The 12538-nt window shown below is 64.4% G+C and carries 14 protein-coding genes, 1 other RNA gene and 1 pseudogene; 11 read left to right on the top strand and 5 right to left on the bottom strand.

Annotation, left to right across the window (positions count from 1 at the left end):
* Nucleotides 1-30: 30 nt before the first annotated feature.
* From NG1_RS07930 to NG1_RS38950, 9 genes and pseudogenes are all read left to right on the top strand, one after another.
* Nucleotides 31-597, top strand: a complete 567-nt coding sequence (locus tag NG1_RS07930) for an MT-A70 family methyltransferase (RefSeq protein WP_245659825.1) — start codon at nucleotides 31-33, stop codon at nucleotides 595-597.
* 81 nt (nucleotides 598-678) lie between these two features.
* Nucleotides 679-1083, top strand: coding sequence for a hypothetical protein (locus tag NG1_RS07925; RefSeq protein WP_062969397.1), 405 nt, complete (start codon nucleotides 679-681; stop codon nucleotides 1081-1083).
* 112 nt (nucleotides 1084-1195) lie between these two features.
* Nucleotides 1196-1876, top strand: a complete 681-nt coding sequence (locus NG1_RS07920) for an antirestriction protein ArdA (protein ID WP_168434130.1) — start codon at nucleotides 1196-1198, stop codon at nucleotides 1874-1876.
* A 91-nt stretch (nucleotides 1877-1967) separates the two neighbouring features.
* On the top strand, nucleotides 1968-2384 hold the full coding sequence (locus tag NG1_RS35255) for a helix-turn-helix domain-containing protein (RefSeq protein WP_168434129.1): 417 nt from the start codon (nucleotides 1968-1970) through the stop codon (nucleotides 2382-2384).
* A 268-nt stretch (nucleotides 2385-2652) separates the two neighbouring features.
* Nucleotides 2653-3126, top strand: a complete 474-nt coding sequence (locus NG1_RS07915; protein ID WP_062969395.1) for an ImmA/IrrE family metallo-endopeptidase — start codon at nucleotides 2653-2655, stop codon at nucleotides 3124-3126.
* Complete coding sequence (locus tag NG1_RS07910; protein ID WP_084498768.1) at nucleotides 3123-3575, top strand: recombinase family protein; 453 nt, start codon at nucleotides 3123-3125, stop codon at nucleotides 3573-3575. Before NG1_RS07915 ends, NG1_RS07910 begins: the two co-directional genes overlap by 4 nt.
* Nucleotides 3576-3640: 65 nt before the next feature.
* A complete protein-coding gene (locus NG1_RS07905) occupies nucleotides 3641-3940 on the top strand; it encodes a helix-turn-helix domain-containing protein (protein ID WP_210750387.1) in 300 nt (99 codons plus the stop codon).
* Nucleotides 3937-5502, top strand: a complete 1566-nt coding sequence (locus tag NG1_RS35250; RefSeq protein ID WP_084498767.1) for a tyrosine-type recombinase/integrase — start codon at nucleotides 3937-3939, stop codon at nucleotides 5500-5502. The genes NG1_RS07905 and NG1_RS35250 overlap by 4 nt, the downstream gene beginning before the upstream one ends.
* Nucleotides 5462-6271: pseudogene (locus NG1_RS38950) on the top strand (recombinase family protein); the annotation flags it as partial. The gene NG1_RS35250 and the pseudogene NG1_RS38950, both read left to right, overlap by 41 nt.
* 306 nt (nucleotides 6272-6577) lie before the next feature.
* Here NG1_RS38950 and NG1_RS07885 read toward each other — a convergent pair.
* Both NG1_RS07885 and ssrA read right to left on the bottom strand, forming a co-directional pair.
* Complete coding sequence (locus NG1_RS07885) at nucleotides 6578-7012, bottom strand: hypothetical protein (protein WP_157113908.1); 435 nt, start codon at nucleotides 7010-7012, stop codon at nucleotides 6578-6580.
* 127 nt (nucleotides 7013-7139) lie between these two features.
* Nucleotides 7140-7510, bottom strand: a transfer-messenger RNA (tmRNA) gene (gene ssrA / locus NG1_RS07880).
* Between the two features lie 423 nt (nucleotides 7511-7933).
* Here ssrA and NG1_RS07875 point away from each other — a divergent pair.
* Nucleotides 7934-9247, top strand: a complete 1314-nt coding sequence (locus NG1_RS07875; protein WP_062969389.1) for an ABC transporter substrate-binding protein — start codon at nucleotides 7934-7936, stop codon at nucleotides 9245-9247.
* Nucleotides 9248-9258: 11 nt separating this feature from the next.
* A complete protein-coding gene (locus tag NG1_RS07870) occupies nucleotides 9259-10557 on the top strand; it encodes an ABC transporter substrate-binding protein (protein ID WP_062969388.1) in 1299 nt (432 codons plus the stop codon).
* Between the two features lie 315 nt (nucleotides 10558-10872).
* Here NG1_RS07870 and NG1_RS07865 read toward each other — a convergent pair whose 3' ends face one another.
* The 3 genes from NG1_RS07865 to NG1_RS07855 are packed head-to-tail and all read right to left on the bottom strand — an operon-like array spanning nucleotide 10873 to nucleotide 12505.
* On the bottom strand, nucleotides 10873-11736 hold the full coding sequence (locus NG1_RS07865) for a DMT family transporter (protein ID WP_174315398.1): 864 nt from the start codon (nucleotides 11734-11736) through the stop codon (nucleotides 10873-10875).
* Nucleotides 11733-12206 (bottom strand): SsrA-binding protein SmpB, encoded by a 474-nt coding sequence (gene smpB / locus NG1_RS07860; RefSeq protein WP_062969387.1) that lies wholly within the window; start codon nucleotides 12204-12206, stop codon nucleotides 11733-11735. The genes NG1_RS07865 and smpB overlap by 4 nt, the downstream gene beginning before the upstream one ends.
* A 56-nt stretch (nucleotides 12207-12262) precedes the next feature.
* Nucleotides 12263-12505 (bottom strand): WLR motif membrane protein, encoded by a 243-nt coding sequence (locus NG1_RS07855; RefSeq protein WP_062969386.1) that lies wholly within the window; start codon nucleotides 12503-12505, stop codon nucleotides 12263-12265.
* Nucleotides 12506-12538 lie beyond the last annotated feature (33 nt).

Below are 12538 nucleotides of genomic sequence, written 5' to 3'. Positions count from 1 at the left end.
GCGGCGCCTAGTAAACGGTACCGCACTATCATGGCTGACCCACCATGGAACATCGACCAGGCAGGCGGGCGCGGAGCGATCCAGCACTACCCGCTGATGACCGTCGAGCAGATCGCGAACATGCCCGTGACCAGCCTCGCGGAAGACGACGCGCACCTATGGTTGTGGGTCACCAACGGGTCGTGGCGGGCGGGCTACGACATTATGACCGCCTGGGGCTTCACCTACCGCTCGCCGCTCACCTGGGTGAAACCGCGCCTGCAGCTGGGGCAGTACCTACGCAACATGACCGAGCACGTCCTATTCGGTACCCGTGGGCGCGCTCCCGTGAACTTCCGCGCACAGCCGACGTGGTTCATCGCCCCCGTGCAGGAGCACAGCCACAAGCCGGAAGAGCAGTACGCGATTATCGAGAGGGTCAGCAGCGGGCCATATTTGGAGCTGTTCGCCCGGCGGCGGCAACCCGGCTGGGACGTCTGGGGCAACGAAATCGATTCCGACATCGTGCTGCCCGGCTATCCAGTGCCGTCCGACCGCAAGCGCTCTCGCCTGAGACCGGACGACCCACGCACCGCACCACCGGGTCTCACCGGATAGCGGGATGCCGTCGTCGGTGCCATGCGGCCGTACTCGTAAGCGCAATCAGTGCTTACCGGCCGCTCGCACCGAGGAGGAGCGATGTCCGAACCGTCGAACAAGGAAGTCACCCTGGCTATCCGAATCGACACCGCCCGGCATACCCAGCTGACCTGGATTGCCGACCTGCGGAAGCGCAGCCTCAAGGCTGAATGCTTCGCCGCCGTGGACGCCTGGATCGAGGCTGCCAAGAACGATCCTGACCTTATGGCCAGGGCCAACGCCGCTCGTGCCGCCATCGAAGAAGAGGCACGCACCCGGCAGGCAGCCATCGACAACCTGTTCACCGCCATCCCCACGCCTCCACCCGTGCAGGAGGAGGAGTCGGGAACCGATGGCTCTGCCGACACGGCGGAAGCATCGGAAGGCGAACCGCCACAGGGCGGACGCCGCACCCGTGGCCGACGAGGTGGGCAGCAGGCCGAAGGCGAGCAGGCGGACAGCTGAGCCCCGGCTCAGCGCCCGGTGTAAGAGGCCGGCGGACGGCGGATCGAGGGAATGCACACCCTCTGCACCGTCCGACCGGCCAACATCCAAACATAACCCGAAGGAGGCGAGCATGAATGAGCGATTTCCAAATACCGACGCACACAATACAAACCGCACCGAGCAAGGACAGGCACAGTCCGAAGACCACTTGCGGCGCGATGAGGCCGAAACAAGCCACGAGCGGGAAGCCCTGCGCTACCCCCGGATCTATGTGACCGCTGGCCTCCCGCTGCGGGCCGAACTCACGAGAGGCACCTGGCTGGAGATGGCACGAGACCCCGACTACATCTACGCCGAGCTGTATGCCGTTCTCGGCGAACCCTACGAGCACGACGCTGATCGGTTCTACATCTGGGACCACCAGGGGTTCGGAGCCTTCCACGTGAGCACCGGTGCCATCGGCTTGGACGACGTCCACAGCATCGAACTGCTGTCGAAGGTGGCAAACGGCATCGTGGACCACGGTCCCGCGTTCGCTGCCTGGACCAGCGCCCACGAAGACGACCCACGCTTATTCGACCACTTCGCAACTGCCTACAAGGGCCATCACGAGAGCATGGCCGCCTACGTCCGCCAGCTATTTGAACCGCTCGAAATCGAAGCGACGCTCAAACATGCGGTACCTCAAGCATTGAAGGATTTCGTATATGTCGACTATTCGGCTATTGGCGAGGAGATGCTCCAAGAGGGCGATGTTGTGGCCTTTCCGGCAGATGGGAGTGGGGTGTGGATATTTGATGAGCGAGCGTAGAAAATCATAAATTCCGCTCTTTAAATTATTGTTTTATTTCCTACAATAATTGCTTTCACGCAACAACGGAGTTATGGTTACTAGAGGGGGAATGAAAATGGAGAAGACTATGAAAACAACATCTCGCAATGAGACCGCCTTACGACTAGCCGAAGTAATTGAAACGCGACGAAAAGAACTTCATATCACCCGTGCGATACTAGCCGACCGATCCGGACTCAGCAGATCGACAATCACGCGGATCGCCCAGGGATTCTTTGCCAAGCCGACGCCTGACAGCCTGCGTGCCATCGCCGAAGCGATCGACCTGCCGTGTGACGAGTTGTTCGCGATAGCAGGGTGGCTGTCCACGAGACAATCACGGGCCGAGCCGTTCGTTCGCGTCTCTTACCACGGCGTTCCGCGCGAAGCCATCGAGGAGATCGAAGCCGCGATCGACGCCGTCGCCGCTCGATATCGGAGGTGCTTTCGCCATGATTGCGTGGTTGCGAACCATCGTCACAAATAGTAGCTATTACTGATCGACATGCAAACACATAAGGAAAGGAAACAAGCGCCAAGAAACAACTGATTGAAAGGAGGACCATATGCCAAGAAAAACAGGACCAACCGCTACAGGCAGCGCTCAGGCGCGTCGAACGCCAAGTCGCAAACACGCGACGCTAGCCGGACTACGCGCCATGATGACGGAACGTCCGGCGGCTTTTGCCGACAGCCTGCGACTTGCACGAAAGCAAGCGACCGCACTTCTATCTGGCCGCCGATCGTCCGCCACGATGATCCCCATTGACGTTATTACCGACCTCCGTCACATACGCGTCGAGTACGTCTTCGATCAACGGCTTCCAAGTGCTGGATTCTGGGACACAACCACCCGACGATGGGTCATCCAAATTGCCGCGACCGTCCAGCGGAAGCAACAACGCGTCGCCGTGGCGCGCGAGTTCAAGCACGTCCTCGACTATCACCGCGCCACCCACCTCTACCTCGGCAACGACCTTGTCAGCGGCCGTTACGAGGCCAACCGGGCAGCTGAGTACTTCGCTGGCCAGCTACTCGTACCGAGTCGGCTGCTCAGGCGCGCCTGGAAAGCCGGCCTGACCACGCCGGAGGAATTGTCCGATCACTTCGTGGTTCCCGAGGTCATGATTCGTCAACGCCTGGCCGAAACAAGGCTCGGGCCGTACGCCAGCCGCACCACCTACCACCGGCCGCTCAACCTTGCTGTGGTCAGCGGGAGAGCCGTATGAGCGCTCCTGATGCCCGGGGCAGCGTGACTATTCCGTGCCCATTCGCCGTCGAGCCGTTTGTACCCGCCGTGCTGTTTCTGTCCATCGCCGCCACCACCGTGGCCGACCAGGCCGCTGGCGGCGGGGAGCCTATCAAGATCGGACTGCAACGCGAGGCCGGACACCGCGTCGCGATGCGGCACGGCGTCGGGATCATCAAGGAGTTCATCGAAATCGGCGCGCCTGCAACCAGCCTGCGCCGACGCCCAGCGGTGCGCCGCCTCCTGACTTATCTCACCAAGCATCCCGACATCCGCTACGTCATCGTCCCCGCGCCGCACCGGTTCGCACGGACCGCCACTCACGCCCGACTTCTGTGCGGCCACCTGCAACGCCTCGGCGTCGGGATCCTCCTGGAGGCCCCGGATCCAGGGCACGCGGCCGATTCGCTGGGGAAGGCATGGGCATGACGAAAGTCACCACCACACGCCCGACCCTCACGCGAGCGGCAGGGTTGTCGCACAAGACACGAGCGATGCTGCGAACCCTGGGAATTCTGGCACTCAAACTGGCGGATGAGGGCGTCGACGGTCCCGCGCGACCGCATCCCACCTATGGCGCCGCTCCCATCGAGCAGATGCCCGCAGTCTCGCCGTCGCGGCTGCTGACAATTCCCGAAGCCTGTGAGCAGTTGCGGTTGAGCCGCTGGAGCGTCTATCAGCTCATCCACCGCCGGGAACTGTCGACGTTGAAGATCGGCCGACGACGGTTCGTTCCCGCAGCCGAGATAGAGCGCTTCATCGGGCGATTAGCCGAGGTCGGAGGCCCCCGATGAGCGGCCGAAAAACCAACGGGGAAGGCACCCTCTACCAGCGCAAGGACGGACGCTGGGAAGGCGCGGTGCACCTCGGCACCGTCAACGGGAAAACGCGTCGTTTGCGGGTCTACGGCAAGACTCGTACAGAGGCGCACACAAAACTCACACGAATAATTGACGAAGCTCGGCAGGGAATCCTGCCACCAGAAAAGTTCTGGAAGGTCGGCGAATACCTGGACTTCTGGCTCGAACGGGAAAAACGTCGGCCTCTCACACGCAAGAGACATGAGGCGGTCGTTCGCCTCCACATCAAACCTGGCCTGGGGCATTACCGGCTCGATACCCTCACCGTCCGCACGGTGCAGAATTTTCTTGACGACCTCCTTGCCAACGGCAGATCAGTGGCGACAATCCATCAAACACGTAAGGTGTTGAGCGCCGCCCTCACCTACGCGATGCGTCAGGAAATGATCCCACGCAATGTCGCCCGTCTGGTCGAGCTGCCGCGACACCGGGCGAAAGAAGCAGCGCACTGGACTCCCGATGAGACTGTTCAGTTTCTCGATGCCGCCCGCGACAACCCGCTCTATCCGGCCTTCGTCCTGCTCACGCTCTACGGGCTGCGTGCCGGGGAGGTCGTCGGCACCCGCTGGTGTGACGTCGATTTCGACCACGGTGTGCTCCGCATCCGCCAACAGGTACAACGCATCAACGGCGAACTACGGCAGGTCGAACTCAAGACAGAATCCAGCAGGCGAGACGAACCCCTCCTCGCCACAGCTCACGATGCGCTCCTGCAACACAGAGCGCGCCAAGCAGTAGCCAGGGACACGGCCGGTGCAGCCTGGCAAGGCGCTGGCGACGAAAACGAGCTGGTCTTCACAACCAGCACCGGACGGCCGTTGGAATCGCACAACCTGGCGAGATCGTTCATGCGGATCTGCAAGCGGCTTGACCTGCCACGAGTCACCCTGCACGGGCTGCGCCACAGCAACGCCACCACCCAGAAGAGCCTCGACGTCCACTCCCGTGACATCCAGGCGATCCTCGGCCACGGCGATGTCCGCACCACCGGCATTTACGAACACGTCGACCTCGCCAGCAAACGCAACGCCCTGACCAAAGTCGAGGACCGTTTGTTCACGGCAGCCGTCAACAGGGGGCGTAGCCGTCAGAATTGCCGTCAGGCCGCGGATTCGAGCACGTCGGCAAGCACTGAAACCGCACCAACGAAAACGCCCACCCCTGATGGGGTAGGCGGTTTCGTTGGTGGCTCCTCCCAGACTCGAACTGGGGACACAAGGCTCTTCAGAGCGATCGAAGCCACCTTACAAGATCGTCTGAACTCTATAAACAAGGCTGTACGAGCACGCGAACGTACGTGGAAATTTGGCTGTGTTGCCGTCACATTTGCCGTCAAAAGTTCCGAGCCTCAGAAGGCCAACAGCCCGCCAAACTTCTGGTTATGGATCCCACATCACACGGTCCCCGCCGCGAACACGAAATCGCTTTCCGCCGAACCGAACACGGAGGTATCCGATGGCCCGACGAACCCTGCCGAACCGAGCTCGCGTGGATGAGAAAGCCGTCCTCCTACTACGGGTTTCCACCAAGAAGCAGCTCGACACCGCCATCGACATTGACCCCGATGGCCTGTCCATCGCCACCCAACGCGACCACGGGAACGCCAAGGCCAACGCCATGGGCGTCGAAGTCGCCACGGAGTTCATCGAGCCCGGCTATTCGGCCAAGACCATCGACAAGCGGCCGGTCTTCCGGGATCTGCTCAAGTACCTCGCCGAGCATCCCGAAGTCCGCTACGTCATCGTCTACATGCGCTCCCGTGCCTTCCGCAACCGCTTCGACGCGGCGATCATCGAGACCCAGCTCAACAAGATGGGCGTCCGCCTCATCAGCGCCAAGGAAGACTTCGGCGAAGGCCCGCACGCCGTGGCGATGGAAGGCATGCTCGACGTGATGAATCACCTGATGAACACGCTGCAAGGCTTGGACATCCAGGAGAAGATGCGCACCAAAGCGCTGAACGGCGGCACCCTCGGATTCGCAAAGGTCGGCTACCTCAACACCCGTGTCGAGTACGAGGGCAAACAGATCAACACCATCACCCTCGACCCCGAACGCGCACCCCTGGTGCGCCGGGCGTTCGAACTGTATGCCACCGGCGAGTACGGTCTCGAACACCTCGAAGCCACGATGGCAGACCTCGGGCTGACCGCCCGCGCACGCGGCACCATCCCCCAGCGCCCGCTTTCGTTCAAACTGCTGCACCGCATGCTCAAAGATCCGTACTACGCCGGCTGGGTCTTGGTCGACGACCAGCTCCGGCCCGGCAGGCACGAGCCGATTGTCGGCCAAGAACTGTTCGACCGTGTCCAGGACGTCATGGACATGCGCAGCCGCCGCGGGCAGCGCGACCGCGTACTGCAGCATTACCTCAAAGGGGATCTGTTCTGCGACCGCTGCCGCCGCCACAACCGCACCTCCCGGCTCATCTACACCGAAGCCAGAGGACGCAACGGCCACTACTACGGCTATTTCTTGTGCCGAGGACGCCAAGAACGCGTCTGTGATCTACCTCACTTACCAGCTGAGCGGGTCGAACAAGCCATCGTTGACCACTACGCCACTCTGCGGCTACCGACCAGCTTCCACACTGCCCTCCGGGAACTCCTGGACGAAGCACTGGCTGACGAACAAACCAGCGTCCGCGCGATGCACGCCAGCCTCACCACCCGCCTCAAGGAACTCGACGCCAAAGAGGAACGGCTGCTCGACCTCGCCGCTGACGGCACCCTCCCCCAGGCCAAGATCAAAGCCAGACTGCGCACTATCCACACCGACCGCGCCAAGGTCCAAGTCAGCCTCACCGCCACCAGTGCCGAGCTGGCCGTCGGTGTTGACGTCCTCAAACGTGGCCTCGACCTGCTCATCGACCCGGCCCAGCTCTACCGAGCCAGGACCGACACCGTCCGCCGCCACCTTAACCAGGCGTTTTTCCAGCGGTTCTACCTCGACGTTGGCGGCGTCACAAGCGACCAGCTTCACCAACCATTCGCCGACCTGCACCAAGCCGCCGGAACCCGCCCCGCCTGCGTACAGCCTGCCGCCAGACCCCACAACCCTGCAGGTCAGAAACCAAAAAGCGGCCTTACCCTCACCCAGGTCCTTACGGACCCCGGTTCAAGTAAGGCCGCTGTGGTGGAGCTGCCGGGAATCGAACCCGGGTCCTCCGCCGCGTCTCCAGGGCTTCTCCGTGTGCAGTCCGCTGTGCCTCTACTCGGATCTCCGGGTCCCGCGAACAAGCCCGGATGACGATCCCAGTCGCTGTTCGATGTCCCGTCCTACTCCGCGACCGAGTAGGACGGTTAGCCCTCTAGCTGATGCCGGCACCGGAGCCGAGGGCATGCCCCGGGCCGACAGAGACGCTTCGCTGGTTAGGCAGCGAGAGCGTACTCGCGCTGATGAGAATCGGCGCTTAATTGGTTGCAACGACGCTTACGGTGGTCTCTTGCCTGCACCGACACGCTTCCCCTAGATCTACGTACGCAGTCGAAACCGTTCAGCCCCGTACGCCCCGGCGTCTTGCCGGGCTGTTCATGTTAACACCGGCGAGAGGCCGGATCATCCCCATATCCGGTCGTGGTGGACCCCACACCGGCAGCGGCGGCCGGGGCCCCTGACGCGGGTGAGGTAAGGGACCCCGCGGATCGGAGGAGACATTCTGAGTCGCCATGTTCCCGGACCGGAACCTCCGAACTCCCCACCCTCGGGCGGTGTCGAGAACGCACCGTGTTCTCTGTTCCTCCGATATGGTCCGGGGGTCACGGCACGCAGCTCAACCGGATCCCCCTCACCGCCCGCTCGAACACCCCATCCTTCCCGGATGCTGGTAGCCGGTTCTCCGGGCCCGGCGAGGAACCCGACTTACACTGCACGAGCCGTACGATCGGCTCTGAGCAGCGGATCTCGATTTCAGACTAAGGAAACACTTTGGCAGTTCGCACCATTCGGGACAGGTTGCTGCGCCTGTCCGCCCTCACCGCCATCGCCGGACTCGTCCTGACCGGGTGCTCCGTCCTGGGCGACAAGTCGGCCGCCGCGTCCGAACCCGGGGTCACCTCCGACCCGTGTCCGAACGCGGTCGACTCCCGCAAGGGGTGTATCTACCTGGGCGTGCTGTCCGATCTCACCAGCGGGCCGTTCGCCGCGCTGGGCAAGGACATTCACAACGGCCAGCTGGCGTTCTGGAAGGCGGTGAACGAAGCGGGCGGCATCGGCGGCAAGTACGAGGTGGACATCGCCACCTACACCGAGGACACGAACTACGATCTGCAGAAGCACGCCGAGGCGTACCGGCGAATCGAGCCGCACGTCCTCGCGCTCTCCATGAGCTTCGGCACCGTGCAGACGCAGAAGGTACTTCCCGAGATGGACGCGGCGAACATGGTCGCCATTGCCGGAACCCTGTGGTCGGGTTGGCAATTCGAGAACAGCGACAAGGGTCTGTTGCTGGAGTCCGGCTACTCCTATTGTTCCGAGGCGATCATCGCCCTGGACTGGATCGCCGAGCACCAAGCGAAGCCGTCTTCGATCGCCACGGTCAGCTATCAGGGCGACTACGGCGGCGACTACGCCACCGGGGCCAAGAAATGGGCCTCCGCCAACCGCGTCGACATGGTGGCGCAGATCGACACCGAGCCGAACACCCAGATCGGCAACCAGGACGCCGCCGTCGCGAAGATCCTCAATGCCAGAGCGGATCTCGTGCTCTTGGCCACCGGTCCCGCGGAGGCGGGCGAGATCATGGGCAAGGCGGCGCTGGCCGGTTTTCCGGGCAGGTTTCTCGGCTCGGGCCCGACCTGGAACGGCGGCCTGTTGAAAAGCCCTGCGGCGTCGGCGATCACGACGCGCTACAACATGACCTCGCCGCTGGACGGCTGGGACGGCATCAGCGCCGGCGCCAAGAAGGCCAGGGCCTCGGCGACTCGCGAGCCCTCCACCTGGGGTTACAGCGCTGGGTGGATGTTCTCCTATCCGATGAAAGCGTTGCTCACCCGAGCGGTCAACGAAGGCAAGCTGACCCGCAAGGGCGTCCGTCAAGCCGTGCACGGCCTGCGCGTCGACTACGAGGGCGCGATACCCGAATACATCTACGGCGCGGCGAAACCCGACCTCTCCCGCCAGCGTGCGGTCATGGAAGCGCCGGATCAGACCGCGCCGCTGGGCGCGAAGACCCTGGCGACCGACTATCACGGCCCGACCCAGGACCGCGTCACCCTCACCGAGCCCTGCGTGCAGCCGTAAGCGAGCAAGACATGCCTCTCCACCGTAATCTTCGTCGGCTGCTGCGTCTCGTGGCCGCCCCCCTCGCGCTCGGGCTCGTCCTGACCGGCGGCTGTTCGGCTTCCGAGTCCGCCGCTGCCCCGGGCGTCACCCGCGAAGCGTGCCCGCACGCGATCCACCGCGACAAGGGCTGTATCTATCTGGGTGTTCTGTCGGACCTGAACAACGGCCCCTTCGCTCCGCTCGGAAAGTCGCTGCAGGACGGACAGCTCGCGTTCTGGAACGAGGTGAACAAGCAAGGCGGTATCGGCGGATACGAGATCGACATCGCGACCTACACGCGAGACACCGCCTACGATCCGCGCAGGCACGTCGCGGAGTTCGAGAACATCGCCCCCCATGTGCTGGCCCTCGCGATGAGCTTCGGGACCGCGCAGACCCTGGCCGTCCTGGGCGAGATGGACGACGCGGACCTGGTCACCGGGGCAGGCACCCTCTGGTCCGGCTGGCAGTACCGCTCCACCGACCGAGACCTGGTGCTGGACGACGGCTTCTCGTACTGCACCGAAGCCGTGCTGGGTCTGGACTGGTTCGCGCAGAACCACTACCAGCCGCGCACGCTCGGCGTGGTCGCCTACCGCGGCAACTACGGCGGTGACTACGCCAGCGGGGCGCTCAAGTGGGCACTGGACAACGGCGCGACCATCACCGCCCGGGTCGACACCGGGCCCAACCCCGAAGTCGGCAACCAGGATTACCCGGTCGCCGAGATCATGGCCGATCCGCCCGACGTGGTCCTGCTGGCCACCGGACCGGCCGAAGCCGCCGAGATCGTCGGAAAACTGGCGAAATCCGGTTACACGGGCCGGTTCCTCGGATCGACACCGACCTGGAACAGCGCCCTGCTCAAGACCCCGGCCGCGCCCGCGCTGATGTCGCTGTACAACTACACCTCCCCGTTCGACGGTTGGGACGGCATGAGCCTCGGCGCCCAACGGGCCAGGAACGCCGCGCCGAGCGAACCGACGAATTTCGGCTACAACCTGGGCTGGGCGATCTCCTATCCGCTGAAGGCGCTGCTCACCAAGGCAGCCGAGACCGGCGGACTGGACCGGCCGACCCTGCGCAAGACCCTTGCCGGGCTCACCGTCGACTCCGAGGGAATGGCGGCGCAGCAGGTCTACGGGCGGGACGAACCCGACGTCGCGGCGCAACGCGCGGTGGTCAACGTGCCCGATCCGTCCACGTCATTGGGGTCGCGCACCGTGGTCGCCGATTACCGCAGTCCGACCTTGAAACGGATATCGCTGCGCGAACCGTGCACGCGATGAGCCGCGCGTCCGGCCTGCGGTAGGACCGAATTCGGGTAGCTCGGGTACGGATCGGGGCGACGTACACTCGTCGCCCGCCTCCGCCCTCGCTCGGACGGCGAGCAACTTCGGGATCGGCCGTTGCCCGAGTGACCCGGCGCCGCAAATCGTAGTCGTTCTGTGCGGCCGTTCGACACGTCCGTACATAGTTCGGCCGGTACGGCCGCCAGCAGGCGTGCCGGTAAGTCTTGTCCAGCGGCTGGTTCCGTTGCCGCATCGCATCGGACGCAGGACAGCCCGGCCGCGCAGCCGCGCGTCTCGATGGCCGCCAAGTATTCAGGCCGCGGCGATGAGCGCGACCGAGGCCAACGCCAGGACCAAGCCCGCCTGCTGCTGCCGGTGGACCCGCTCGCCGAGCAGAACCATCGCCAGCAGCACGGTCACGGCCGGATAGAGCGAGCCGATGACGCTCACCAGCGACAGCAGCGAGCCGTGGAAGGCATACAGCAGCGCGGCGTTGCTGATGACGTCCAGCACGCTGATATAGCAGGCCAGTCGTAGGGGCTCGCCCCGCAGCCGCCCGAAATCGCGGGCGGTCAGCGCGGTGAGCCATACCACCGCGGTGGCCGCGAGGCGCTGCATGAGCAGCGGCCACAGTCCGGACTGCGCCGATGTCTCGTGCAGAAAGACGAAGGCGAAACCGTACGCGACGCCTGATCCGATGGTCAGCGCGGCGACCTTGCGGGTGAACCGCAGTTCGCGTCCCCCGGTGATCTCCTCCGTCACCTCGTCCGGCGACTCCCGGCTCACCAGAAGCACCGCGACCAGCGCGAACACGATGCCCGCGAAGGCGAGCGGGCCGGGGCGCTCGCCGGTCACCAGCCCGGCGAGTACCGGAATGCCCGCGACCAGCACCGCCGTCAGCGGGGAGACCACTGCCATCGGACCGCCCGCCAGCGCGGCGTAGAACCACCACACCGCGACACCGCTGGCGACACCCGCCGCCGCGCCCCACCACAGCGAAGCGGCGTCCGCGCTCCCGGACACGAATGGAAGCAGCGCGAGCACCAGCAGCACCGAGAACGGATAGGAATAGATGACGACGCGCAGTGCGGTCACCCGCCGCGACGCCACGCCGCCGTAGAAATCGCTCACGCCGTAGCCCACCGCGGCTACCAGCGCGAGCAGGACGGCGGTCACCGCATGCCTTTGACCCGCCGTCCTAGTTCACGGGTGACCTCTCGCTCGGCCGTGCGCCGGGCCAAGTCCTGGCGCTTGTCGTAGTCCTGCTTACCCTTGGCCAGCGCCAGCTCGACCTTCACCTTGCCGTCGGAGAAGTACATCGACAGCGGCACCAGCGTCTGGTTGCCCTCCCGCGACTTGCCGACCAACCGCTCGATCTCCCGCTTGTGCAGCAGCAGTTTGCGCACCCGGCGCGGCGCGTGGTTGGTCCAGGTGCCGTGGCTGAACTCGGGGATGTGCAGCCCACGCAGCCACACTTCGCCGTTGTCCACCGTCGCGAACGCGTCCACCAGCGAGGCCTTGCCCTCGCGCAGGCTCTTCACCTCGGTGCCGACCAGCGCGATTCCGGCCTCGTAGATGTCCAGAATCGTGTAGTTGTGCCGCGCCCGGCGGTTGGTCGCGATGACCTTGCGCCCCTTCTCCTTCATAACGGTCCACTCTAAGTGACCCGGCAACCGGTTTATTCCCGCAGGTCGCGTAGGCCCTAGCCACCCTGATGCAGCGCCACGTAGAGCGTGAGGACGGCGAGGAACGCGGCGAGCAGCGCCACCGTCGACATTCGCGGCAGGCCGGGGCGCGGTGGCGGTGGCCTGCGCCGCAGCCATACGTTCTCCACGGCTGGATCGGTTCTGCTGCGGACGTACGGCGGCGCGTCCGGAGTCTCACCGCCCATCGAGCCGGTAGAAATGTCGTCGCCCGCGTCACTGGAACCCTCACCCGGTGCCATAGCCAGAACGGTAGCCCCCACGACGGCGACCCG

The sequence above is a fragment of the Nocardia gamkensis NBRC 108242 genome (assembly GCF_001612985.1).
GTDB classification, from domain to species: Bacteria; Actinomycetota; Actinomycetes; order Mycobacteriales; family Mycobacteriaceae; genus Nocardia; species Nocardia gamkensis.
The sequence above is the reverse complement of the archived record's forward strand: the minus strand, read 5'-3'. Positions and strand labels throughout refer to the sequence as shown.

Coding starts and splice junctions, on each gene's coding strand:
- NG1_RS07910 (WP_084498768.1), top strand. CDS start 3,123: ATGAGCGCTCCTGATGCCCGGGGCAGCGTGACTATTCCGTGCCCATTC.
- NG1_RS07930 (WP_245659825.1), top strand. CDS start 31: ATGGCTGACCCACCATGGAACATCGACCAGGCAGGCGGGCGCGGAGCG.
- NG1_RS07915 (WP_062969395.1), top strand. CDS start 2,653: ATGATCCCCATTGACGTTATTACCGACCTCCGTCACATACGCGTCGAG.
- NG1_RS07920 (WP_168434130.1), top strand. CDS start 1,196: ATGAATGAGCGATTTCCAAATACCGACGCACACAATACAAACCGCACC.
- NG1_RS07905 (WP_210750387.1), top strand. CDS start 3,641: ATGCTGCGAACCCTGGGAATTCTGGCACTCAAACTGGCGGATGAGGGC.
- NG1_RS35255 (WP_168434129.1), top strand. CDS start 1,968: ATGAAAATGGAGAAGACTATGAAAACAACATCTCGCAATGAGACCGCC.
- NG1_RS07925 (WP_062969397.1), top strand. CDS start 679: ATGTCCGAACCGTCGAACAAGGAAGTCACCCTGGCTATCCGAATCGAC.
- NG1_RS07855 (WP_062969386.1), bottom strand. CDS start 12,505: ATGGCACCGGGTGAGGGTTCCAGTGACGCGGGCGACGACATTTCTACC.
- smpB (WP_062969387.1), bottom strand. CDS start 12,206: ATGAAGGAGAAGGGGCGCAAGGTCATCGCGACCAACCGCCGGGCGCGG.
- NG1_RS35250 (WP_084498767.1), top strand. CDS start 3,937: ATGAGCGGCCGAAAAACCAACGGGGAAGGCACCCTCTACCAGCGCAAG.
- NG1_RS07870 (WP_062969388.1), top strand. CDS start 9,259: ATGCCTCTCCACCGTAATCTTCGTCGGCTGCTGCGTCTCGTGGCCGCC.